Source organism: Pseudomonas shahriarae, from assembly GCF_014268455.2.
In the GTDB taxonomy this organism is placed as follows: Bacteria; Pseudomonadota; Gammaproteobacteria; order Pseudomonadales; family Pseudomonadaceae; genus Aquipseudomonas; species Aquipseudomonas shahriarae.
On sequence record NZ_CP077085.1, the window covers coordinates 4,960,558 to 4,982,564 of the forward strand.

The following is a 22,007-nucleotide window of genomic DNA, read 5'->3' on the forward strand; positions in this document are numbered from 1 at the left end:
TTTCAACGAATTTGCCTACTACCCAATGAGTAAAAACACCTCCGATCTGTCCTCCCACACTCCAATGATGCAGCAGTACTGGCGCCTGAAAAACCAGCACCCTGATCAGTTGATGTTCTATCGCATGGGCGACTTCTACGAGATCTTCTATGAAGACGCGAAGAAGGCCGCCAAGCTGCTGGATATCACCCTGACCGCGCGCGGGCAGTCGGCTGGGCAGGCGATTCCAATGTGCGGGATTCCTTATCATTCGTTGGAAGGTTATCTGGCCAAGCTGGTCAAGCTCGGTGAGTCGGTGGTGATCTGTGAGCAGATCGGCGACCCGGCGACCAGCAAGGGGCCGGTGGAACGTCAGGTGGTGCGCATCATTACCCCGGGGACGGTGAGTGATGAGGCGCTGCTGGATGAGCGGCGCGACAACCTGATCGCGGCGGTGCTGGGGGACGAGCGGTTGTTCGGCCTGGCGGTGCTGGATATCACCAGTGGCAACTTCACGGTCCTGGAAATCAAGGGCTGGGAGAACCTGCTGGCGGAGTTGGAGCGCATCAATCCGGTGGAGCTGATGATCCCGGATGATTGGCCAAAGGATCTGCCGGCGGAAAAACGCCGTGGGACCAAGCGCCGTGCGCCGTGGGATTTTGAGCGCGATTCGGCGCTGAAAAGTCTGTGCCAGCAGTTCTCCGTACAGGATCTGAAGGGTTTTGGTTGCGAGACCCTGACCCTGGCCATCGGCGCCGCCGGTTGCCTGCTCAATTACGCCAAGGAAACCCAGCGCACCGCCCTGCCGCATTTGCGCAGCCTGCGCCATGAGCGCCTGGACGATACGGTGGTGCTCGATGGCGCCAGCCGGCGCAATCTGGAGCTGGACACCAACCTGGCCGGCGGGCGCGACAATACCCTGCAGTCGGTGGTGGACCGTTGCCAGACCGCCATGGGCAGCCGTCTGCTGACCCGTTGGCTGAACCGTCCGCTGCGCGACTTGACCGTATTGCAGGCGCGCCAGTCGTCCATTACCTGCCTGCTGGACGGCTACCGCTTTGAAAAGCTGCAACCGCAGCTCAAGGAAATCGGTGATATCGAGCGGATTCTTGCGCGGATCGGCCTGCGTAACGCCCGCCCGCGTGACCTGGCGCGCCTGCGTGACGCGCTGGGCGTGCTGCCCGAGTTGCAACAGGCGATGACCGAACTGGACGCGCCGCACCTGCAACAACTTGCTGTCACGGCCGGCACCTACCCGGAACTGGCTGCGCTGCTGGAAAAAGCCATTATTGACAACCCGCCCGCGATCATCCGCGACGGCGGCGTGCTGAAGACCGGTTACGACAGCGAGCTGGATGAGCTGCAAGCCTTGAGCGAGAACGCCGGGCAGTTCCTGATCGACCTGGAAGCCCGCGAAAAAGCCCGCACCGGCCTGGCCAACCTGAAGGTCGGCTACAACCGTGTGCACGGCTACTTCATTGAGTTGCCAAGCAAGCAGGCCGAGCAGGCACCTATTGATTACCAGCGTCGCCAGACCCTTAAAGGTGCCGAGCGCTTTATCACCCCTGAGCTCAAAGAATTCGAAGACAAGGCGCTGTCGGCCAAGAGCCGCGCCCTGGCCCGGGAAAAGATGCTCTATGAAGCCCTGCTCGAAGACCTGATCGGCAAGCTGGCACCGCTGCAGGACACCGCTGCGGCCCTGGCCGAGCTGGATGTGTTGAGCAACCTTGCCGAGCGCGCCCTGAACCTTGACCTGAACTGCCCGCGTTTTGTCGGCGAGCCGTGCATGCGCATCGTCCAGGGTCGCCACCCGGTGGTGGAGCAAGTGCTGACCACGCCGTTCGTGGCCAACGATCTGTCGCTAGACGACGATACCCGCATGCTGGTGATCACCGGTCCGAACATGGGCGGTAAATCCACCTACATGCGCCAGACCGCCTTGATCGTGCTGCTGGCGCATATCGGCAGCTTTGTGCCGGCGGCCAGTTGCGAGCTGTCCCTGGTAGACCGCATCTTCACCCGGATCGGCTCCAGCGATGACCTGGCCGGTGGCCGTTCGACCTTTATGGTGGAAATGAGCGAAACCGCCAATATCCTGCACAATGCCAGCGACCGCAGCCTGGTGCTGATGGACGAAGTGGGGCGCGGCACCAGTACCTTCGACGGCCTGTCCCTGGCCTGGGCTGCTGCCGAGCGCCTGGCCCACCTGCGGGCCTACACGCTGTTCGCCACCCACTATTTCGAACTGACCGTGCTGCCGGAAAGCGAGCCGTTGGTGGCTAACGTGCATCTCAATGCCACCGAGCACAACGAGCGCATCGTGTTCCTGCACCATGTGCTGCCAGGGCCGGCCAGCCAGAGTTACGGCCTGGCCGTGGCCCAGTTAGCCGGTGTGCCGAACGATGTGATCCTGCGCGCCCGCGAGCACCTCAGCCGCCTGGAAACCACCGCCCTGCCCCACGAAACCGTGGTTGCAAGCCCAGCCAAGGCCACCAGCAAACCGGGTGTGCCCATGCAGAGCGATATGTTCGCCAGCCTGCCCCACCCGGTACTGGATGAGTTGGCAAAGCTTGACCTGGACGACTTGACTCCACGAAAAGCGTTGGAATTGCTCTATGCACTGAAGACACGGGTCTAACGCAGACGCGTGCAAGCTGATAGAATCTCGCGCGGTTTGGGATGCTGCGGGCTTTTAGCCTGGCCTGCAGACTATCGCTCCCAAACCTCGCGAGCCCTGCCAGAAGGGGTTTCGCTGCCGCCGCCTGAGGAGAAAACTAGAAATGACCTTCGTCGTCACCGACAACTGCATCAAGTGCAAGTACACCGACTGCGTAGAAGTGTGTCCGGTGGACTGCTTTTACGAAGGCCCGAACTTCCTGGTAATCCACCCGGATGAGTGCATTGACTGCGCCCTGTGTGAGCCAGAATGCCCGGCCGTTGCGATTTTCTCCGAGGATGAAGTACCGGAGGACATGCAGGAATTTATTCAGTTGAACGTCGAGCTGGCGGAAATCTGGCCCAACATCACTGAGAAGAAAGAATCGCTTCCAGATGCGGAAGAGTGGGATGGCGTTAAAGGCAAGATCAAAGACCTCGAACGCTAACAGCGTCGCGCCCCTCTAAAAGGCCCCTTGCGGGCCTTTTTGCGTTTTTGCGCGCGGGTCTTTTACTTTTCTGCAGGCAAAAAAAAGGGGCGGTTTGACCCGCCCACATTTTTTCCCTAGTCCCTGTGTTCCTTTTCATCGTCCTGATGAATCGCATCCTGCGAGGTTCCCTGAATCATCGTTCCGTGATGACTGTGTCAATCCGTGGACACAGGGCTGATAGTAGAGACTTCCCAGACAAGTTCAACGGGATCCATTCCCAAGCACACCCCGCCGTCGCTCTCGATCACAAATAAATAAGCGTTATATTTCAATGATATAGAAATATGTCCAGGTGATTCGAGGCATCCAGGTCCGGTTAAAAAACCAAACACTTACGAAAAAGTAAGCGAATGCTTACACCGTCCATTAGGGAAATGCGCACCCGCCCTCCCAAAAGGTTTACGCCAGACAAGAAAAAGCCCCGACAGGGTCGAGGCTTGTCTGCCTTCAGGTCGATCAGTCGTCGCTGACAGTGATGGTCGGCATTGCCTGGGCACCGGCTTCCTGCAAGACAATCCGCGCGCCTACATGACGGGCCAGTTCCTGATAGACCATGGCGATCTGCCCATCGGGTTCGGCGGCGACCGTCGGCTTGCCACCATCTGCCTGCTCACGAATGCCCATCGCCAGCGGCAACGAAGCCAGCAGCTCAACGTCATATTGGGTGGCGAGCTTTTCGCCGCCGCCTTCACCGAACAGATGCTCGGCATGGCCGCAGTTGGAGCAGATGTGTACCGCCATGTTCTCCACGACACCCAGCACCGGGATGTTGACCTTGCGGAACATCTCCACGCCTTTGCGCGCATCCAGCAACGCCAGGTCCTGGGGGGTGGTGACAATCACTGCACCGGCCACCGGCACTTTTTGCGCCAGGGTCAGCTGGATATCACCGGTGCCCGGCGGCATGTCGATCACCAGGTAGTCCAGGTTGCCCCAGTCGGTCTGCATCACCAGTTGCATCAAGGCCCCGGAAACCATGGGCCCGCGCCACACCATCGGGGTGTTGTCATCGGTCAGGAACGCCATCGACATCACTTCCACGCCATGGGCCTGGATCGGCACGAACCACTTCTGGTCCTTGATCTTCGGCCGCGAGCCTTCGGCGATGCCAAACATCACGCCCTGGCTGGGCCCATAGATATCCGCGTCGAGGATGCCTACCCGCGCACCTTCACGGGCCAGGGCCAGGGCCAGGTTGGCCGCCGTGGTCGACTTGCCCACGCCGCCCTTGCCGGACGCCACCGCCACCACGTTCTTGACGTTGGCCAGGCCGGGGATCTGTGCCTGGGCCTTATGCGCAGCGATCACACACTGGATGTCGACCTTGGCCGAGCGCACGCCGTCCAGGCCTTCAATGGCCATTTGCAGCATCTGCGCCCAGCCACTCTTGAACAGGCCTGCGGCGTAGCCCAGCTCAAGCTGGACCGTGACCTGATCGCCCTGCACCTCAATGGCCCGGACACAGCCGGCGCTGACCGGGTCCTGGTTCAGGTAGGGGTCGGTGTACTGGCGAAGAACGGCTTCCACCGCTGCGCGATTGACGGCGCTCATGGGCTACTCCCGGAAAAGACAGACTAAAACAGGCGGCTATCCTAACCGTTCCGAGGCGTGAGGGGCATGCTTTCGCGATATTGGAAAACCCTGAAACAGCCTCACGGGGTGAAATAAATTCCCCAGCGCTTTATAGTGGCCGACCTCCGTTTCATCAAGTAGCCGAGCCCCATGTCCGAGCCACGCAAGATCCTCGTCACCAGCGCCCTGCCCTATGCCAATGGTTCCATCCATCTTGGCCATATGCTTGAGTACATCCAGACCGATATGTGGGTGCGCTTCCAGAAGCATCGCGGCAATCAATGCATTTATGTCTGCGCGGACGACGCCCACGGTTCGGCCATCATGTTGCGCGCCGAAAAGGAAGGCATCACCCCGGAACAACTGATCGCCAACGTCCAGGCTGAACATAGCGCCGACTTTGCCGAGTTCCTGGTGGATTTCGACAACTTCCACTCGACCCACGCCGAAGAGAACCGCGAGCTGTCGAGCCAGATCTATCTGAAACTGCGTGATGCCGGGCACATTGCCACCCGCTCGATCACCCAGTATTTCGACCCGGAAAAGAAAATGTTCCTGGCCGACCGCTTCATCAAGGGCACCTGCCCCAAGTGCGGCACCGAAGACCAGTACGGCGATAACTGCGAAAAATGCGGTGCCACCTACGCACCGACCGATCTGAAAGATCCGAAGTCGGCGATCTCGGGCGCCACCCCGGTGCTCAAGGATTCCCAGCACTTCTTCTTCAAGCTCCCGGATTTCCAGGAAATGCTGCAAACCTGGACCCGTAGCGGCACCTTGCAGGACGCCGTGGCAAACAAGATCGCCGAATGGCTGGATGCCGGCCTGCAACAGTGGGATATCTCCCGCGATGCGCCGTATTTCGGTTTCGAGATCCCCGATGAGCCGGGCAAGTACTTCTATGTGTGGCTGGACGCGCCGATTGGCTACATGGCCAGCTTCAAGAACCTCTGCGACCGCACGCCGGAGCTGGACTTCGACGCGTTCTGGGGCAAGGACTCCACCGCCGAGCTATACCATTTCATCGGCAAGGACATCGTCAACTTCCACGCCCTGTTCTGGCCGGCAATGCTCGAAGGGTCAGGCTACCGCAAGCCGACCGGCATCGCCGTGCACGGCTACCTGACGGTCAACGGCCAGAAGATGTCCAAGTCCCGTGGCACCTTTATCAAGGCGCGCACCTACCTTGACCACCTGTCGCCGGAATACCTGCGCTACTACTACGCGTCCAAGCTGGGCCGTGGCGTCGACGACCTGGACCTGAACCTGGAAGACTTCGTGCAGAAGGTCAACTCGGACCTGGTGGGCAAGGTGGTCAACATCGCCAGCCGCTGCGCCGGGTTTATCCACAAGGGCAACGCTGGGGTGATGGTGCCGGTCAACGCCGCACCGGAGCTGACCGACGCGTTCCTGGCGGCCGCGCCAAGCATCGCCGACGCCTATGAAGCCCGCGACTTTGCCCGCGCCATGCGCGAGATCATGGGCCTGGCCGACCGCGCCAACGCCTGGATCGCCGACAAGGCACCGTGGTCGCTGAACAAGCAAGAAGGCAAGCAGGATGAAGTCCAGGCCATCTGCGCCACCGGCATCAACCTGTTCCGCCAGTTGGTGATCTTCCTCAAGCCGGTGCTGCCGTTGCTGGCCGCCGACGCCGAGGCGTTCCTCAACGTTGCACCGTTGACCTGGAATGACCACACCAGCCTGCTCAACAACCATCAGCTCAACGAATTCAAGCCGCTGATGACCCGTATCGACCCGGTCAAGGTGCAGGCCATGACGGATGCTTCCAAGGAAGACCTGACCGCCAGCCAGACCGACACCGGCAACGCCGCCCCAGCGGGCAATGGCGAGCTGGCCAAGGATCCGCTGTCGCCGGAAATCGACTTCGATACCTTTGCCGCCGTGGACCTGCGGGTCGCGCTGATCATCAAGGCCGAAGCCGTGGAAGGCGCCGACAAGCTGTTGCGCCTGACCCTGGATATCGGTGACGAGCAACGCAACGTGTTCTCCGGGATCAAAAGTGCCTACCCGGACCCGTCCAAGCTCGATGGTCGCCTGACCATGATGATCGCCAACCTCAAGCCACGCAAAATGAAGTTCGGCATCTCCGAAGGCATGGTGATGGCAGCCGGCCCCGGCGGCGAGGAAATCTACCTGCTCAGCCCGGACAGCGGCGCCAAGCCTGGCCAGCGCATCAAGTAACCGGAAAACCCTGTCGCGGTGATTGGCCGCGACAGGGCGGTTTGCGCTAGTACCCTCTCCCTGCTTGCCGGATAATCAGGCCCTGTTTGCTTAACCGGCTCGACCATGACCGAACTGCTTGTCGCCCTTCTCTGCGCTGCCCTGATCAGCCAATACCTGCTGCGTGTTGCGCTGCCTGGGGATCCGCCTTTGGAACGACGGCGGGTGCACGCCCTAGGGTTGGCGACCACACTCTTGGTCGCCCTCAGCGGCGCTTTCAGCTACCTGGTTGTTCACTTTGTGTTGCAACCCTTGGCGCTGGACGCTGTATGGCTGTTTGCTTATGTGCCGGTGGCGATCTTGTTGAGCCAGCCATTGCTGACGGTACTTTCCCGCCGCGTGCCCGCACTGCCCTTCGACGGGTTGTGGCTGCCGCTGCTGGCGAACGCCGGTGTGCTCAGCGTGGTATTCCTGGGCCCTGGCAATACCACCCAACTGATCTATAGCCTGGGGATCGGCCCGGCATTCTGGCTGACCCTCAGCCTGTTCAACGATTTGCGCCAGCGCATAGACCACAACGATATCCCCCAGCCCTTCAAAGGCCTGCCCGTGGACCTGTTCAGTGCCGGGCTGATGGCCGTGGCGTTGCTGGGCTTAAACGCAATGATCAAACCATGAGCCTGATTCAACGTATCGACGCCCTGCTGCCCCAGACCCAATGCGGCAAATGCGGGCACCCTGGTTGCAGACCCTACGCCGAAGGCATCGCCCGGGGTGAGGCTATCAACAAGTGCCCGCCAGGCGGCACGGAAACCATCGCCGAGCTGGCGCAGCTGTTGAACCTGGCGCCCCTGGAGCTGGACAGCACCCGTGGTGAAGCCCCCGCGCAGATTGCCTTTATCCGTGAGGCCGAGTGCATCGGTTGCACCAAGTGCATCCAGGCTTGCCCGGTGGATGCGATTGTCGGCGCGGCCAAGTTGATGCACACCGTGATCGTGGATGAATGCACCGGTTGCGACTTGTGTGTCGCGCCCTGTCCGGTGGACTGCATCGACATGCTGCCCTTGCCGCTGGCCACGGTGCTGCCAATTGTCGCGGGCTATGCCAGCACCGCCGAGGAGCGCCAAGAGCGCGGGGCCAAGCGTGAGCGCGCCCGCCGCCGCTTCGAGCAACGCAACGCCAGGCTGCAACGCGAGGAAGAGCACAAGCTGGCAGAACGCCTGGCCCGCAGTAAACGCCCGGCCCCCAGCGCAGAGAGCAACGGCGACCCGCTGCAGGCTGCCATCGAGCGCGTGCGCGCGCAAAAAGACGCCGACATCGACGCCGCGCTAAAAAAGGCCAAGATCAACCTGGCGATGAGCCGGGCGCAACTGCATAAATCCCTGAAAGCCTTCGGCCATCCGCCGACCTTTGAGCAACAGTCGCAGTTGATCATCCTGCAACAGCAATTTGAATCCGCCGAACAGGCATTGGCCGCCCTTGAAACCAACGCCCCCGCTGTTGTGATCCCCCAGGCCAATAAAGATCCAGCGCTCAAACGCGCCAAAATCCAGTTGGCCATGCGTCGCGCCGAGCTGAAAAAAGCCCAGGACGCGCTGGCCGATGCCGAACAACTGGCCGCCCTGGGCGCAGCCCTGGCCGACGCTGAACAAGCCTTGCATGCGGCCGAAGAAGCCTCCGAGCAGCCCAGGCCTGATTTGCAACGTGTCGAGAAACGGCCCATCGACAGCCAACTGCGCCAATTGAAGACCGCCCTGGCCTATGCCCGCGCCGACCTGAACAAACTCGAACGCCAGCCCGCCAGCAGTACCAACGCGTTAATGGACGCCAGACAACGCCTGGCTGACGCTCAGCGGTTGGTGGATGAACATGTCGGGGCCTGACGTTGTTGAGCGCCAGCAACAGGCCATGCAGCGCCTGTTGATGGCGGTAACGCCCGGCGTGCTGGTGCTGTTCTGGCTGTATGGCTGGGGCGTGTTGATCAATCTGTTGCTGGCCGGCACCTGTGCCTGGGCCGTCGAAGCCGGGGTGCGCCGGTTGCGCGGCCAGGGCGGTGGCGACCTCAGTGGCCTGGTCAGCGCGGTCCTGCTGGCCCTGGCGCTGCCACCTTACTGCCCGTGGTGGCTATGCGTGGGCGCTGTGAGCAGTGGATTGCTGCTGGGCAAACATCTGTATGGTGGCAAGCAGAACCCCTTCAACCCGGCCATGCTCGGTTATGCGCTGATGCTGCTGGCCTTTCCCCAGCCAATGACCCATTGGCCGGCATCCCACGGCCTGGACCTGCTGGCCGGCCTGCAACAGGTGTTCGGCCTGCACGGCGACACCGCCGATGCCTGGGCCCGGGCCACGGCGCTGGATACGTTACGCATCAATAACAGCCTGACCATTGATGAACTGTTTGCCAGCAACCCGGCGTTCGGCCAGATCGGCGGCACCGGCAGCGAGTGGGTAAACCTGGCGTTTCTCGCCGGCGGCGTCTTTTTACTGCAGCAACGGGTATTCAGTTGGCATGCGCCGGTGGGCATGCTCGCCAGCCTGTTTGTCATCAGCCTGCTGGGCTGGAACGGCTCGGGCTCGGACTCCAATGGCTCGCCGCTGTTTCACCTGCTGACCGGGGCCACCATGCTCGGCGCCTTCTTTATCGTCACCGAACCGGTGTCGGGCGCGAAAAGTGCGCGGGCACGCTTGCTGTTTGGGGTGGGCGTGGGGCTGCTGACCTACCTGATCCGCACCTGGGGCAGCTACCCGGATGGCGTGGCGTTCGCCGTACTGATGATGAACCTGGCAGTGCCGACACTGGAGCGCTGGGCACGGCCGCAGGCGGTGAAGGCATGACGCGCACCTGGCAAGCCTTGATCGTGCTGATGATCGCCGTCGGCGCGGTGGGCCTGACCGTTGGCCTGCAACAGCTGACGAGCAAGCCCATTGCCGCGCAGCAGCGTGAAATGCAAAGTCGGGCGTTGCTGGATGTACTGCCCGCTGGCAGTTATGACAATCACCCCCTGGAGCGCCCGCTGGGTATCGCCTCGGAAATGCTGGATAACAGTCAACTGCTGGGTGGTTACCTCGCGACCCTGGCCGGTAAACCCAGCGCCGTCGTGCTGCGCGCGCAGGTCGATGGTTACGGTGGACGTATCCAATTGCTGATTGCCATCGACCACAACGCCAAGCTGCTCGGGGTAAAGACCCTGGCCCACGCAGAAACCCCGACATTGGGCGGACCTATTGGCGAGCCCGGCAATCCCTGGCTTGCCTCGTTCAAAGGGTTGTCGCGGGAAAGTCCGCAGATATGGGCGCTGAAGAAAGACGGTGGCCAGTTCGACCAGATGGCGGGCGCGACCATCACCTCCCGCGCGGTGATTAACGCAACCCATGATGCCTTGCGGTATTTTGACGAACATCGTCAGGCGCTGCTGGAGACTGCCAGCCATGACTAAACCATTCGCCCTTGGCAGCCTGTTGCTGCTGCCTGCGCTGCTGGGTGTCAGCGCCACCCCGGCCGGCGCCGCTGCCTTCTGGGCGCTGTGTGTGCTGATCGTGACGCTGCATGGCTGGAGCTGCGCCTGGGTGCGTAATCGCCTCAGTGGCAATTGGCGGCTGATTGCCAATGTGTTGCTGGCCACCACCTGGGTCAGTTGCGCACACTTGGTGGCCCAGGCCCTGGCCTTTGGCCCGTCTATGGCCCTGGGAGCGTACCTGGGGTTAATTGGCGTGCAATGCGTATTGCTTGAACATGCCGGCCTGTTCGCCGCCAACCAGCGCAGGGCGCAGCTTCAGCTATTCACCGTTGCTACCGGGCTATTGGTTGCAATCACCCTCTCGCGCTTGTTACTCGGCAGCAGCATCGCCACCCTCGCCCCCACAGGGTTTATCCTGCTCGGGTTGTGGCTTGCCGGGTGGCAAGCCTGGACCCAACGCCGCAAACCACACTGAAGGAACCGCTCGCCCCATGAATGCCGCAAAACGCCTGGAGATCTTTCGTCGGTTTCACGAGGACAACCCAGCCCCCAAGACCGAGCTGGCCTACTCGTCGCCGTTCGAGCTGCTGATTGCGGTGATCCTGTCTGCGCAATCGACGGATGTAGGCGTCAACAAAGCCACGGCCAAGCTGTTTCCGGTGGCCAATACTCCAGCGGCGATCCATGCCCTGGGGGTGGAGGGACTGTCGCAGTACATCAAGACCATTGGCCTGTATAACAGCAAGGCAAAAAACGTCAGAGAAACCTGCCGACTGCTGGTCGAGTTGCATGGCGGCGAAGTGCCACAAACCCGGGAAGCACTTGAAGCATTGCCCGGCGTGGGACGCAAGACGGCCAATGTGGTGCTCAATACAGCGTTTCGCCAATTGACCATGGCGGTGGACACACATATTTTCCGCGTGAGTAACCGCACAGGGATCGCACCGGGCAAGAATGTGGTGGAGGTGGAGAAAAAGCTGATGAAATTTGTGCCAAAGCCTTACCTGCTGGACTCCCACCACTGGTTGATTCTGCACGGCCGTTATGTGTGCCAGGCCCGCAAGCCGCGTTGTGGCAGCTGTCGCATCGAGGATCTGTGTGAATACAAGGAAAAGACGTCTGACGATTGAGCCGTCATTGCTTTTATTGATGAGTCGATTGAAAAAATCTTTTTTACCCGGTGCGCAATTGCCGATATAAGGAGCGCCAACGGCAGTCTTAGCCTGGAGTTAACCTTATGAGCACTGGCAAAGAACAACTGGATGTAGAAGATGACTTTGTGGCAACGGACACTGACGAAGTAGCCGAGGCGCCCGTAGAAGTGGCCAAGACCAATTTGAGCAAACGCCGCACCATCGACAATCTTCTGGAAGAGCGACGCCTGCAAAAACAGTTGGCCGATTACGATTTCGATCTCTAGCCAAACGATCACACAGAAGCCTCCGCGATGGAGGCTTTTCCTGCCTGTTGCTCCCTGCTTCTTAAACCAGGCCGTTGCGCTGAGCGAGCTCGATCAGGTCCACCAGGGACCGGGCATTGAGCTTGAGCAGCAGACGCGTCTTGTAGGTACTCACCGTCTTGTTGCTGAGGAACATGCCGTCGGCGATTTCTTTGTTGGTTTTTCCCTGGGCCAACTGCTGTAGCACCATCATCTCCCGGCCTGAGAGCCGTTCGACCATATCCGCCTCGCTGGTATTGCCCTGGGTGGACCGCACCGAGTTGAGTGCCTGGTTGGGGAAATAGCTGTAGCCAGACAGCACGGCCTTGATTGCGCTCAGCAGCTCGGTAAGGTCCTGCTGCTTGCACACATAGCCCGCCGCCCCCGCCTGCATGCAGCGCATGGAGAAGTGACCGGGTGCCTGGGAGGTCAGCACCAGCACCTTGAAGGGTTGCGCCTGCTTTGTGGAAGACAGGCGACAAATAACTTCCAAACCGTCAAGTTTGGGAATTCCAATATCCAGGATGACAATATCCGGCATATGCTCCCGCGCTAGTTGTAACGCGTCGACTCCGTTATCGGTCTCTGCAACGACCTCATAACCATGACGTTCCATTAGCATGCGTACAGCAAGGCGAATGACGGGATGATCATCCACGATCAGCACTTTATTCATGGGCAAGTCCAATTTCGCTGTTCGAATTATTCAGAGCCAGCACAATAGCCTAGTCGTTTCCTCCTTGGCATAGCACTCCCCCCCAAGTAACGACAAGCAGAGACCCAACCCACAAAGTTATGAGAATAGACCTACAAAAAAACGCCTCTATGGATGTGCCGGTTATTGTTCAGCCTTTCAGAACTTTCCGTGGGCAAACATATTTTGAGCAAAAAAAGCACCGTTTACCCTAGAAAAGTAAACATGACGCACGCCATTTTCAGGAAATGCCCCTTGCACGGGCCAGACCTGCGTGCCTCGACGCGGCCATTGCCCCTGCAAAAAAGTTCCCTCGGTGCAACAGTCATTAACAACACTTGGAATTATCTGACAGATATTTCCACAAATAAAATAGAACTCCATCTCTTTCCTACTAAACAACCGAATGATTTTAAACACAAACAAGGCTGCATGCCTGAAGCATCAACTTCCCGACACAAAAAAACAAAAGCAAAACTAATAAACAGCAACGCCCCAAACACATCGGCAAGACATTAAACACTGATAAACAAAACCCGGACCTCCTGAATGACGGACAAAAAAAATGGCCCCTTTTTCAAGGGGCCACTCTTTATGACGCTTCAGGTACTTCAGAACAACTTGCGGCCCTTGTTGGCCGCAATGCGCATGCGCAGTGCGTTGAGCTTGATGAAGCCAGCAGCGTCAGCCTGGTTGTAGGCACCGCCATCTTCTTCAAAGGTCGCGATATTGGCATCGAACAGCGACTCATCGGACTTGCGGCCGGTGACGATCACGTTGCCCTTGTACAGCTTCAGGCGCACCACACCGTTCACATGGACCTGGGAGGCGTCGATCATCTGCTGCAGCATCAGACGCTCAGGGCTCCACCAGTAACCGGTGTAGATCAGGCTGGCGTATTTAGGCATCAGCTCGTCTTTGAGGTGAGCCACTTCACGGTCCAGGGTGATGGACTCGATGGCGCGGTGAGCGCGCAGCATGATGGTGCCGCCCGGGGTTTCGTAGCAGCCACGGGACTTCATGCCCACGTAACGGTTTTCGACGATGTCCAGACGGCCGATACCGTGCTCGCCACCGATACGGTTGAGGGTCGCCAGTACGGTGGCCGGGGTCATTTCGACGCCGTCCAGCGCGACGATGTCGCCGTTGCGGTAGGTCAGTTCCAGGTACTGCGGCTTGTCAGGAGCGTTCTCCGGGGAGACGGTCCATTTCCACATGTCTTCTTCGTGCTCGGTCCAGGTGTCTTCCAGCACGCCGCCTTCATAGGAGATGTGCAGGAGGTTGGCGTCCATCGAGTACGGGGACTTCTTCTTGCCATGGCGTTCGATCGGGATGGCGTGCTTTTCAGCGTAATCCATCAGTTTTTCACGGGACAGCAGGTCCCATTCACGCCAAGGAGCAATCACTTTCACGCCAGGCTTCAGGGCATAGGCGCCCAGTTCGAAACGCACCTGGTCGTTGCCTTTGCCGGTGGCGCCATGGGAAATGGCGTCAGCGCCGGTTTCGTTGGCGATTTCGATCAGGCGCTTGGCAATCAGCGGACGTGCGATGGAAGTACCCAGCAGGTACTCGCCTTCGTAGACGGTGTTGGCGCGGAACATCGGGAAAACGAAATCGCGGACGAATTCTTCGCGCAGGTCGTCAATGTAGATCTCTTTGACGCCCATGGCTTGCGCCTTGGCTCGTGCAGGTTCGACCTCTTCGCCCTGACCCAGGTCAGCGGTAAAGGTCACCACTTCACAGTTATAAGTATCCTGCAGCCACTTGAGGATCACCGAAGTGTCCAGGCCGCCGGAATACGCGAGAACGACCTTGTTTACGTCGGCCATGCCATCACTCCACGGGGTTTTACGGAAAGGCGTCGATTCTACCGATCAAAACCGTGAAATTACAGGGGCGCGACAGCAAATGAAGATAAAGCGACAGATTATGTCGGGCGAGCGACGAGTGGCCGATGCCTACGAGGTCGCCGCCGCATTCGCCGGGGCGGTGGCCTGGGGTGCCGGTTTCTCGGGGGCTGGCACCCGGTCGAGATGGATATTCACCCGCCGGTTCTTCGCCCGGTTGGCCGGGTTGGTATTGGGCACCAGCGGATAGCGCTCGCCGTGGAAGCGCAGGACGATCTGCGATTCGGGAATGCCATTGGCCTTGAAGAAGTCCATCACCGCCAGGCCTCGACGCCGGGACAGGTCGCGATTGGTCAGGCGATTGCCGCTGTTATCCGAATGGCCGTCCAGTTCGATATGGTTGACCGTAGGGTCGGCCTTGATGAACTCAAGCATGACCAACAGCTTGGCCTTGGCCGCCGGGTCGAGGTCGATACCGCCACCCGGAAAGCCGACTTCAGCCTGTTTGACCTGCTCGAAATTCATCGGCAGCAATTTCGCAGTACATAACTGGTAATCGCTGTAGGCCTTGTTGAAGCGCACCGGCAGCAAGCGGATTTCCGAATAGCCGCCATCCCGGGAATAGTGGCGCACAGTCGGGCTGCGACCATCGAGCAAGCCATTGAACAGGCGCCCGGCCTGGGCCTGGGAGCTGTTGAACAGCACATCGCCGCTGCCCGCACGCACCGCTCCGAGGTTGATATCACCGCGCCCCGGCTGCCACGGCGCCGCCGCCGCCAAGAGTGTTGCGGAGCCGACGCCCAGCGCGCTGTTGTAGGCTTTCAAGCGAAATGTCGCCTGCTCGCCGGCCCGGCGCACGAACTCACCCGAACCAAAATCGGCGATCGGCTGGCTCAGGCGGCACTCGAACTTGTCGCCTTCCACCTTCCACTCGATATTTTCCAGGCGCGTCTGGAAGGTCAGGGCCATCGCAGGCAGGCTGGCGAACACGCTGAGCAGGGCTAGATATTGCTGGCGCACGGGCGGCTCCACTGGTTTCTACAACACAACAAGGCGTCATACATCGTTAAGGCATACCCAGGGATATCGGTCGCGCCCTGCAAAACTTGATAGCGAGTGCCTGCAAGAGTCTTTTCCGGTAGCATTCCCACCAGATTGACCCGCCTGGAATCCCCAATGTCCGACCGCCTGACCCTGCTGCGTCCCGACGACTGGCATATTCATCTTCGCGATGGTGCTGCGTTGCCCCAAACCGTGGCTGATGTAGCGCGCACGTTTGGCCGTGCCATCATCATGCCTAACCTGGTACCTCCGGTGCGCAATGCCGCAGAAGCCGACGCCTATCGCCAGCGCATCCTCGCTGCACGACCGGCCGGCAGCCGCTTTGAACCGTTGATGGTGCTCTACCTGACCGACCGCACCCAGCCCGCAGAAATCCGCGAGGCCAAGGCCAGCGGTTACGTGCATGCCGCCAAGCTGTACCCGGCCGGCGCCACGACCAACTCCGACTCCGGCGTGACCAGTATCGACAAGATCCTGCCCGCCATCGAAGCCATGGCCGAAGTGGGCATGCCGCTGCTGATCCACGGTGAAGTCACCCGTGGTGATGTCGATGTGTTCGATCGCGAGAAGATCTTCATCGACGAACACATGCGCCGTGTGGTCGAGCTGTTCCCGACCCTCAAGGTGGTGTTCGAGCACATCACCACTGCCGACGCCGTGCAATTCGTCACCGAAGCTTCGGCCAACGTTGGCGCGACCATCACCGCGCATCACCTGCTTTACAACCGCAACCACATGCTGGTGGGCGGGATCCGGCCGCACTTCTATTGCCTGCCGATCCTCAAGCGCAACACCCACCAGGAGGCACTGCTCGATGCCGCCACCAGTGGCAATGCGAAGTTCTTCCTCGGTACCGACTCGGCCCCCCACGCCCAGCACGCCAAGGAAGCTGCCTGCGGCTGTGCCGGCTGTTACACCGCCTATGCGGCGATCGAGCTGTACGCCGAGGCTTTCGAGGCACGCAACGCCCTGGACAAACTCGAGGCCTTCGCCAGCCTCAATGGCCCGCGCTTCTACGGCCTGCCGGCGAATACCGACCGCATTACCCTGGTCCGTGAAGACTGGACCGCCCCCACCAGCCTGCCATTTGGCGAGCTGACCGTTATCCCGCTGCGCGCCGGTGAAACACTGCGCTGGCGCCTGCTGGAGGAACACACGTGAGTGAAGACCATTACGACGACGAACAGGAACACAGTGGCGGCGGTTCGCGCCACCCGATGGCCGAGCGTTTTCGCGGCTATCTGCCTGTCGTTATCGACGTAGAAACCGGCGGTTTCAATTGCGCCACCGATGCGCTGCTGGAAATTGCCGCGACTACCATCGGCATGGACGAACAAGGCTTTGTGTATCCAGAACACACCCATTTCTTCCGCGTCGAGCCTTTTGAAGGTGCCAACATCGAAGCGGCGGCCCTGGAGTTCACCGGAATCAAGCTCGACCATCCGTTGCGCATGGCCGTCAGCGAAGAAGCGGCATTGACCGACATCTTCCGTGGCGTTCGCAAGGCCCTGAAGGCCAACGGCTGCAAACGCGCGATCCTGGTCGGCCACAACAGCAGTTTCGACCTGGGCTTCCTCAACGCCGCCGTGGCGCGCCTGGACATGAAGCGCAACCCGTTCCACCCGTTCTCCAGCTTCGACACCGCGACCCTGGCTGGCCTGGCTTATGGCCAGACCGTACTGGCCAAGGCATGCCAGGCTGCCGGTATCGACTTCGACGGTCGTGAAGCCCACTCGGCTCGCTACGACACCGAGAAGACTGCCGATCTGTTCTGCGGCATCGTCAACCGCTGGAAGCAGATGGGCGGCTGGGAAGATTTCAGCGACTGATCAGGTCGCTAAATCCCACGCATAAAAAAACCGGCCCTCTCAGGCCGGTTTTTTTTACCGCGAATCTGGCTTACAGCTTGCCAGCGTTCTCGGTCAGGTAAGCCGCAACGCCTTCTGGCGAAGCGTTCATGCCTTTGTCGCCTTTTTTCCAGTTGGCTGGGCAGACTTCGCCGTGCTCTTCGTGGAATTGCAGAGCGTCGACCAGGCGGATCAGCTCTTCCATGTTACGGCCCAGCGGCAGGTCGTTGATGATCTGCGAGCGCACAACGCCCTTGTCGTCGATCAGGAACGCGCCACGGAAAGCCACGCCGCCTTCGGACTCAACGTCGTAGGCCTTGGCGATGTCGTGCTTCATGTCGGCAGCCATGGTGTATTTGACTTTGCCGATGCCGCCATCATTGATGGCAGTGTTGCGCCAGGCGTTGTGGGTGAAATGGGAGTCGATGGACACGGCAACCACTTCAACGTTACGTGCCTTGAAGTCGTCCATGCGGTGATCCAGGGCGATCAGCTCGGATGGGCAGACGAAAGTGAAGTCCAGCGGGTAGAAGAACACCAGGCCGTATTTGCCTTTGATGGCTTCAGACAGCTTGAAGCTGTCAACGATTTCGCCATTGCCGAGGACGGCAGGTACGTCGAAATCCGGGGCTTGTTTGCCGACGAGTACACTCATTGGTTATCTCCTGATGGTAATTGAAGTAAATGGACCGCCCCTGAGTCTGCCGTGAATTGACGACAGGCCTGTGACGCGATCACGCTTCGTAAAGACCGACCATCATACCTGAAAAAAGCCGTTCGTCAGTGAGGGGCCCACGGCGGGCAAAGGTTTGAGAAAGCACTTTGACAATCATTCTCGTTAACATTAAGATCCATCGCACTTAAGCCTTAAACCGCGATGGTTCTCCCTTATGTATGTCTGCCTCTGCACTGGCGTCACCGACGGACAAATCCGCGAAGCGATCTATGAAGGTTGCTGCAGCTACAAGGAAGTGCGTGAAACCACCGGCGTTGCCAGCCAATGTGGCAAATGTGCCTGCCTTGCCAAGCAAGTGGTACGGGAAACCCTGACATCGCTGCAAACAGCCCAGGCCGCGATTCCCTACTCGGCAGAATTTACACACGCCTGAAGTGGCGTGTTTTAAAGAACCGGACTTAGCGTCCGGTTTTTTTATGCCTGTAATTCAAATAGTTAGCGCCAAGACGCGGAACACAAACATTCTTATTCCGATTAATTTTCATTTATTATTCAATAACTTAGGTTTGACACTAGTAGTTGTGCAGCTCAAACTCCGCCTTATATACAACGAATACAGGGCAGGACCCCAATCATGAAAGGCGACATCTCAGTCATCCAGCAACTCAACAAAATCCTTGCCAATGAACTGGTCGCGATCAATCAGTATTTCCTGCATGCACGCATGTATGACGATTGGGGCCTGGAAAAGCTCGGCAAGCGTGAGTACAAAGAGTCGATCAAGGCCATGAAGGACGCAGACGCGCTGATCAAGCGCATCCTGTTCCTCGAAGGTCTGCCGAACGTCCAGGACCTGGGCAAGCTGAACATCGGCGAGCACACCCTGGAAATGCTCAACAGCGATGTGGGCTTCGAGCGCAAGAGCCATGCCGACCTCAAGGCCGCCATTGCACATTGCGAGACCAAGGGCGACTTCGGCAGCCGCGAACTGCTGGAAGATATCCTCGAAGACCAGGAAGAGCATATCGACTGGCTGGAAACCCAGATCGGCCTGATCGACAAAGTGACCCTGGAAAACTACCTGCAATCGCAGATGGGTGAATAACCGCGCCAACAGGCACAAAAAAGCCCCGCTCTCGAATGAGAAGCGGGGCTTTTTATTGCGCGCGAATTACGCTTCGGTCTTGGCCGCTGCTTTTTCAGCTGCGTCCTTGATCAGCGCTTGCAACGAACCATCAGCCGCCATTTCGGTGATGATGTCGCTACCGCCGACCAGCTCACCGGCCACCCACAGTTGTGGGAAAGTAGGCCAGTTGGCGTACTTCGGCAGATTGGCGCGGATTTCCGGGTTTTGCAGGATATCGACGTAAGCGAACTTTTCGCCACACTGCATGACGGCCTGGGAGGCCTTCGCGGAGAAGCCGCACTGCGGGGCATTCGGTGCGCCCTTCATGTAAAGCAGAATGGTGTTGTTAGCAATCTGCTCTTTAATCGTTTCGATGATATCCATGGAACACCTCGGCTGGAACTTTGCGACTCACAGGTCGGCACGGTGGCGCATTGTAACGCAAAATCCCAGCGTGGTGCTCGGGCTCCCCGACAGACTCACTGCGTCACGCCGCCGCGACCTGCACCGGCACGCCGTTCAACGCCGCGTTACCTGACAGTTCGTCCAACTGACGCTCATCCGTCAGGTCGTTGGCACTCGCCCCCGGCTGCGCGCTGGCAATACTCATCTGCACACCCGGCCGGTCATGACCCCAGCCGTGGGGCAGGCTGACCACGCCGGGCATCATCTCCAGGCTGGCCAGTACGTGGACCTCGATCATGCCGATCCGCGAACTGACCCGCACGCGCTGGCCGTCACTCAGTTGGCGACTGGCGAGGTCATCCGGGTGCATCAGCAACTGATGCCGCGGCTTGCCCTTCACCAGCCGGTGATAGTTATGCATCCACGAATTGTTGCTGCGCACGTGCCGGCGGCCGATCAGCAGCAACTCATCAACCTTGGGCAACGGCAATGCGGCAAACCGCGCCAGGTCCGCGAGGATCACTGCTGGCGCCGCCTGCACCCGACCATTGGCGGTTTTCAAGCGTCCCGCCAGGTTGGCCTTCAGCGGTCCCAGGTCCAGGCCATGGGGATGCTCGGCCAGCATCGCCACCGACAGCTTGTGCGAGGAAGCATCGCCATAGGCCCCGGCCCGCAGGCCCAGGTCAATCATCTGCGCCGGCGCCAGGGTTGGCTTGAGCGGGTTGCCAGTGCGGGCCGCAAACGCCTGGGCCAGCCCGACAAAAATCTCCCAGTCGTGCAACGCGCCCTCGGGCTTGGGCAGGATCGCCCGGTTGAAGCGCGTGACGTTACGCACTGCAAACATATTGAAGGTGGTGTCGTAGTGATCGTTCTCCAGGGCCGAGGTCGATGGCAGGATCAGGTCGGCATAGCGCGTGGTTTCGTTGATATACAGGTCCACGCTGACCATGAACTCCAGACCGTCCAGGGCCTGCTCCAATTGGCGTCCGTTGGGGGTGGACAACACCGGGTTGCCGGCCACTGTCACCAGCGCACGGATTTGTCCTTCGCCCTCGGTGAGCATTTCTTCGGCCAGGGCCGACACCGGTAGCTCGCCACTGTATTCGGGACGCCCGGACACCCGGCTCTGCCAACGGTTGAAGTGCCCACCAGACGTGGCGGCCACCAGGTCCACCGCCGGTTCGGTGCACAAGGCGCCCCCTACCCGGTCCAGATTATCGGTGACCAGGTTGATCAACTGCACCAGCCAGTGACAAAGAGTACCGAACGCCTGGGTCGATACCCCCATCCGCCCATAGCAGACCGCCTTGTCTGCCGCCGCAAAATCCCGCGCCAACTGGCGGATCTGCTCGGCCGGCACCGCGCAGTGGGCGCTCATGGCCTCGGCGGTAAAACCTGCGACGGCCCGGCGCACCTCCTCCAGGCCGTCCACCGGCAAATGGCTGTCGCGGGTCAGGTGCTCACTAAACAATGTGTTGAGTAGCCCGAACAGCAACGCCGCATCCCCGCCGGGGCGCACAAACAGGTGCTGGTCGGCCATGGCCGCCGTTTCACTGCGTCGGGGGTCGACCACCACCACTTTGCCGCCCCGTGCCTGAATGGCTTTCAGACGTTTCTCCACGTCCGGCACGGTCATGATGCTGCCATTGGAGGCCAGTGGATTGCCGCCCAGGATCAACATGAAGTCGGTCTGGTCGATATCCGGGATGGGCAGCAACAGGCCATGGCCGTACATCAGGTGGCTGGTGAGGTGATGGGGCAGTTGGTCTACCGACGTCGCGGAGAAGCGATTGCGCGTCTTCAACTGCCCGAGGAAGTAGTTGCTGTGGGTCATCAAGCCGTAGTTATGCACACTGGGATTGCCCTGGTACACCGCCACCGCATTCTGCCCATGCCGCGCCTGGATCCCCGCCAGCCGTTCGGCCACCAGGGCGAACGCCTCGTCCCAGGGGATCGGCTGCCACTCGCTGCCCACCCGCAACATCGGCTGGTGCAGGCGATCGGGATCGTTCTGGATATCCTGTAGGGCCACGGCCTTGGGGCAGATATGGCCACGGCTGAAGGTATCCTGGGCGTCCCCTTTGATCGAGGTGATGGCAATGCTGCCATCATCCGAGGTGGTGGTTTCCAGGGTCAGGCCGCAAATGGCTTCGCACAGGTGGCAGGCACGGTGATGGAGAGTCTTGGTCATGGCCAGTCTCTTTATTAGGGCTTTGGCCTGACTATGGGCTGCGGCCAGCGGCGGCACCAGCATCGTTCGCCCCGTGAATCAATGGGCATCAGGCCAGACCATGGGCAAGCATGAGCAAATGTTTCAGAAACCGCCCACACCGCCCCAGAAACCGACGCAACCTGGCCCGGGGCCGCCATCACACATTGCAAAAGGTCGCGGCGCCAGTGTACAAATGACCCGCTGCTGTCCGTAAACAGGCCTCAAAAGTGCAATTCCCGCCCCTTTGAACACCCCTAAAAAACCGTAGCCTATTGGTAAGACGCGACATTTAATGTCAATATCGCGCCTTCCCCTATTTCGTCGCCCCGTGCGGCTTTCGCCGCAGGTCTCGCCCGTTGTCACA

General features: G+C 59.9%; 21 protein-coding genes. 14 read left to right on the plus strand and 7 right to left on the minus strand.

Annotated features, from left to right (window positions below):
* Positions 1-25: 25 nt before the first annotated feature.
* Complete coding sequence (mutS, locus tag HU773_RS22160) at positions 26-2,617, plus strand: DNA mismatch repair protein MutS (protein WP_057958616.1); 2,592 nt, start codon at positions 26-28, stop codon at positions 2,615-2,617.
* A 142-nt stretch (positions 2,618-2,759) separates the two neighbouring features.
* Positions 2,760-3,083, plus strand: coding sequence for a ferredoxin FdxA (gene fdxA / locus HU773_RS22165; protein WP_003222178.1), 324 nt, complete (start codon positions 2,760-2,762; stop codon positions 3,081-3,083).
* 498 nt (positions 3,084-3,581) lie between these two features.
* Here fdxA and apbC read toward each other — a convergent pair whose 3' ends face one another.
* Entirely contained in the window at positions 3,582-4,676 is a 1,095-nt protein-coding gene (apbC, locus tag HU773_RS22170; protein WP_057958615.1) for an iron-sulfur cluster carrier protein ApbC, read from the minus strand.
* A gap of 171 nt (positions 4,677-4,847) precedes the next feature.
* Between apbC and metG the strand changes: the two genes are divergently transcribed.
* The 8 genes from metG to HU773_RS22210 all read left to right on the plus strand — a co-directional run bounded on the left by metG (position 4,848) and on the right by HU773_RS22210 (position 11,756).
* Entirely contained in the window at positions 4,848-6,899 is a 2,052-nt protein-coding gene (gene metG, locus HU773_RS22175) for a methionine--tRNA ligase (RefSeq protein ID WP_057958614.1), read from the plus strand.
* A gap of 105 nt (positions 6,900-7,004) precedes the next feature.
* Positions 7,005-7,556, plus strand: coding sequence for an Rnf-Nqr domain containing protein (locus tag HU773_RS22180; RefSeq protein ID WP_057439341.1), 552 nt, complete (start codon positions 7,005-7,007; stop codon positions 7,554-7,556).
* Positions 7,553-8,761 carry an electron transport complex subunit RsxB gene (rsxB, locus tag HU773_RS22185; RefSeq protein WP_186625554.1) on the plus strand — a complete coding sequence of 403 codons (1,209 nt, stop codon included), beginning with the start codon at positions 7,553-7,555 and terminating at the stop codon, positions 8,759-8,761. The genes HU773_RS22180 and rsxB overlap by 4 nt, the downstream gene beginning before the upstream one ends.
* Positions 8,748-9,713, plus strand: a complete 966-nt coding sequence (locus tag HU773_RS22190) for an RnfABCDGE type electron transport complex subunit D (RefSeq protein WP_370693707.1) — start codon at positions 8,748-8,750, stop codon at positions 9,711-9,713. The genes rsxB and HU773_RS22190 overlap by 14 nt, the downstream gene beginning before the upstream one ends.
* A complete protein-coding gene (locus HU773_RS22195; protein WP_057958611.1) occupies positions 9,710-10,315 on the plus strand; it encodes an RnfABCDGE type electron transport complex subunit G in 606 nt (201 codons plus the stop codon). The genes HU773_RS22190 and HU773_RS22195 overlap by 4 nt, the downstream gene beginning before the upstream one ends.
* Positions 10,308-10,811, plus strand: a complete 504-nt coding sequence (locus HU773_RS22200; protein ID WP_186625555.1) for an Rnf-Nqr domain containing protein — start codon at positions 10,308-10,310, stop codon at positions 10,809-10,811. The genes HU773_RS22195 and HU773_RS22200 overlap by 8 nt, the downstream gene beginning before the upstream one ends.
* A 16-nt stretch (positions 10,812-10,827) precedes the next feature.
* Positions 10,828-11,466 (plus strand): endonuclease III, encoded by a 639-nt coding sequence (nth, locus tag HU773_RS22205; protein WP_186625556.1) that lies wholly within the window; start codon positions 10,828-10,830, stop codon positions 11,464-11,466.
* A 107-nt stretch (positions 11,467-11,573) separates the two neighbouring features.
* The gene (locus HU773_RS22210; RefSeq protein ID WP_057439336.1) at positions 11,574-11,756 is read left to right on the plus strand and encodes a PA3496 family putative envelope integrity protein; all 183 of its coding nucleotides are present in this window, start codon (positions 11,574-11,576) and stop codon (positions 11,754-11,756) included.
* Between the two features lie 61 nt (positions 11,757-11,817).
* Here HU773_RS22210 and HU773_RS22215 read toward each other — a convergent pair whose 3' ends face one another.
* The 3 genes from HU773_RS22215 to HU773_RS22225 form a co-directional block, all read right to left on the minus strand.
* Positions 11,818-12,450, minus strand: coding sequence for a response regulator transcription factor (locus tag HU773_RS22215; protein ID WP_032858436.1), 633 nt, complete (start codon positions 12,448-12,450; stop codon positions 11,818-11,820).
* 629 nt (positions 12,451-13,079) lie between these two features.
* The gene (locus tag HU773_RS22220) at positions 13,080-14,297 is read right to left on the minus strand and encodes an argininosuccinate synthase (protein WP_029295244.1); all 1,218 of its coding nucleotides are present in this window, start codon (positions 14,295-14,297) and stop codon (positions 13,080-13,082) included.
* A gap of 129 nt (positions 14,298-14,426) precedes the next feature.
* Positions 14,427-15,335 (minus strand): flagellar protein MotY, encoded by a 909-nt coding sequence (locus HU773_RS22225; protein ID WP_057439335.1) that lies wholly within the window; start codon positions 15,333-15,335, stop codon positions 14,427-14,429.
* A 156-nt stretch (positions 15,336-15,491) separates the two neighbouring features.
* Here HU773_RS22225 and pyrC point away from each other — a divergent pair, with 156 nt between their 5' ends.
* Together pyrC and rnt are read left to right on the plus strand one after the other, a co-directional pair.
* The gene (gene pyrC, locus HU773_RS22230; RefSeq protein ID WP_120734085.1) at positions 15,492-16,538 is read left to right on the plus strand and encodes a dihydroorotase; all 1,047 of its coding nucleotides are present in this window, start codon (positions 15,492-15,494) and stop codon (positions 16,536-16,538) included.
* Complete coding sequence (rnt, locus tag HU773_RS22235; RefSeq protein WP_057958607.1) at positions 16,535-17,206, plus strand: ribonuclease T; 672 nt, start codon at positions 16,535-16,537, stop codon at positions 17,204-17,206. Before pyrC ends, rnt begins: the two co-directional genes overlap by 4 nt.
* 70 nt (positions 17,207-17,276) lie before the next feature.
* Here rnt and HU773_RS22240 read toward each other — a convergent pair whose 3' ends face one another.
* Positions 17,277-17,879, minus strand: coding sequence for a peroxiredoxin (locus HU773_RS22240; RefSeq protein WP_003172097.1), 603 nt, complete (start codon positions 17,877-17,879; stop codon positions 17,277-17,279).
* A 235-nt stretch (positions 17,880-18,114) separates the two neighbouring features.
* Here HU773_RS22240 and HU773_RS22245 point away from each other — a divergent pair, with 235 nt between their 5' ends.
* A complete protein-coding gene (locus HU773_RS22245; protein WP_057958606.1) occupies positions 18,115-18,333 on the plus strand; it encodes a bacterioferritin-associated ferredoxin in 219 nt (72 codons plus the stop codon).
* A gap of 201 nt (positions 18,334-18,534) precedes the next feature.
* Positions 18,535-19,005 carry a bacterioferritin gene (gene bfr / locus HU773_RS22250; RefSeq protein ID WP_057439332.1) on the plus strand — a complete coding sequence of 157 codons (471 nt, stop codon included), beginning with the start codon at positions 18,535-18,537 and terminating at the stop codon, positions 19,003-19,005.
* A 66-nt stretch (positions 19,006-19,071) separates the two neighbouring features.
* On the opposite strand, the gene grxD is transcribed toward bfr, so the two are convergent.
* Complete coding sequence (gene grxD / locus HU773_RS22255; RefSeq protein ID WP_032858447.1) at positions 19,072-19,410, minus strand: Grx4 family monothiol glutaredoxin; 339 nt, start codon at positions 19,408-19,410, stop codon at positions 19,072-19,074.
* A 103-nt stretch (positions 19,411-19,513) separates the two neighbouring features.
* Complete coding sequence (locus tag HU773_RS22260; RefSeq protein ID WP_120734086.1) at positions 19,514-21,622, minus strand: molybdopterin oxidoreductase family protein; 2,109 nt, start codon at positions 21,620-21,622, stop codon at positions 19,514-19,516.
* Between the last annotated feature and the right edge of the window lie 385 nt (positions 21,623-22,007).

Excerpts from the sequence above, each read along its gene's own strand:
- metG (WP_057958614.1), top strand. The coding sequence starts at position 4,848 with ATGTCCGAGCCACGCAAGATCCTCGTCACCAGCGCCCTGCCCTATGCC.
- nth (WP_186625556.1), top strand. The coding sequence starts at position 10,828 with ATGAATGCCGCAAAACGCCTGGAGATCTTTCGTCGGTTTCACGAGGAC.
- apbC (WP_057958615.1), bottom strand. The coding sequence starts at position 4,676 with ATGAGCGCCGTCAATCGCGCAGCGGTGGAAGCCGTTCTTCGCCAGTAC.
- HU773_RS22190 (WP_370693707.1), top strand. The coding sequence starts at position 8,748 with ATGTCGGGGCCTGACGTTGTTGAGCGCCAGCAACAGGCCATGCAGCGC.
- HU773_RS22180 (WP_057439341.1), top strand. The coding sequence starts at position 7,005 with ATGACCGAACTGCTTGTCGCCCTTCTCTGCGCTGCCCTGATCAGCCAA.
- HU773_RS22220 (WP_029295244.1), bottom strand. The coding sequence starts at position 14,297 with ATGGCCGACGTAAACAAGGTCGTTCTCGCGTATTCCGGCGGCCTGGAC.
- HU773_RS22195 (WP_057958611.1), top strand. The coding sequence starts at position 9,710 with ATGACGCGCACCTGGCAAGCCTTGATCGTGCTGATGATCGCCGTCGGC.
- grxD (WP_032858447.1), bottom strand. The coding sequence starts at position 19,410 with ATGGATATCATCGAAACGATTAAAGAGCAGATTGCTAACAACACCATT.
- HU773_RS22210 (WP_057439336.1), top strand. The coding sequence starts at position 11,574 with ATGAGCACTGGCAAAGAACAACTGGATGTAGAAGATGACTTTGTGGCA.
- pyrC (WP_120734085.1), top strand. The coding sequence starts at position 15,492 with ATGTCCGACCGCCTGACCCTGCTGCGTCCCGACGACTGGCATATTCAT.
- mutS (WP_057958616.1), top strand. The coding sequence starts at position 26 with ATGAGTAAAAACACCTCCGATCTGTCCTCCCACACTCCAATGATGCAG.
- bfr (WP_057439332.1), top strand. The coding sequence starts at position 18,535 with ATGAAAGGCGACATCTCAGTCATCCAGCAACTCAACAAAATCCTTGCC.
- HU773_RS22240 (WP_003172097.1), bottom strand. The coding sequence starts at position 17,879 with ATGAGTGTACTCGTCGGCAAACAAGCCCCGGATTTCGACGTACCTGCC.
- HU773_RS22215 (WP_032858436.1), bottom strand. The coding sequence starts at position 12,450 with ATGAATAAAGTGCTGATCGTGGATGATCATCCCGTCATTCGCCTTGCT.
- fdxA (WP_003222178.1), top strand. The coding sequence starts at position 2,760 with ATGACCTTCGTCGTCACCGACAACTGCATCAAGTGCAAGTACACCGAC.
- HU773_RS22245 (WP_057958606.1), top strand. The coding sequence starts at position 18,115 with ATGTATGTCTGCCTCTGCACTGGCGTCACCGACGGACAAATCCGCGAA.
- HU773_RS22260 (WP_120734086.1), bottom strand. The coding sequence starts at position 21,622 with ATGACCAAGACTCTCCATCACCGTGCCTGCCACCTGTGCGAAGCCATT.
- rsxB (WP_186625554.1), top strand. The coding sequence starts at position 7,553 with ATGAGCCTGATTCAACGTATCGACGCCCTGCTGCCCCAGACCCAATGC.
- HU773_RS22200 (WP_186625555.1), top strand. The coding sequence starts at position 10,308 with ATGACTAAACCATTCGCCCTTGGCAGCCTGTTGCTGCTGCCTGCGCTG.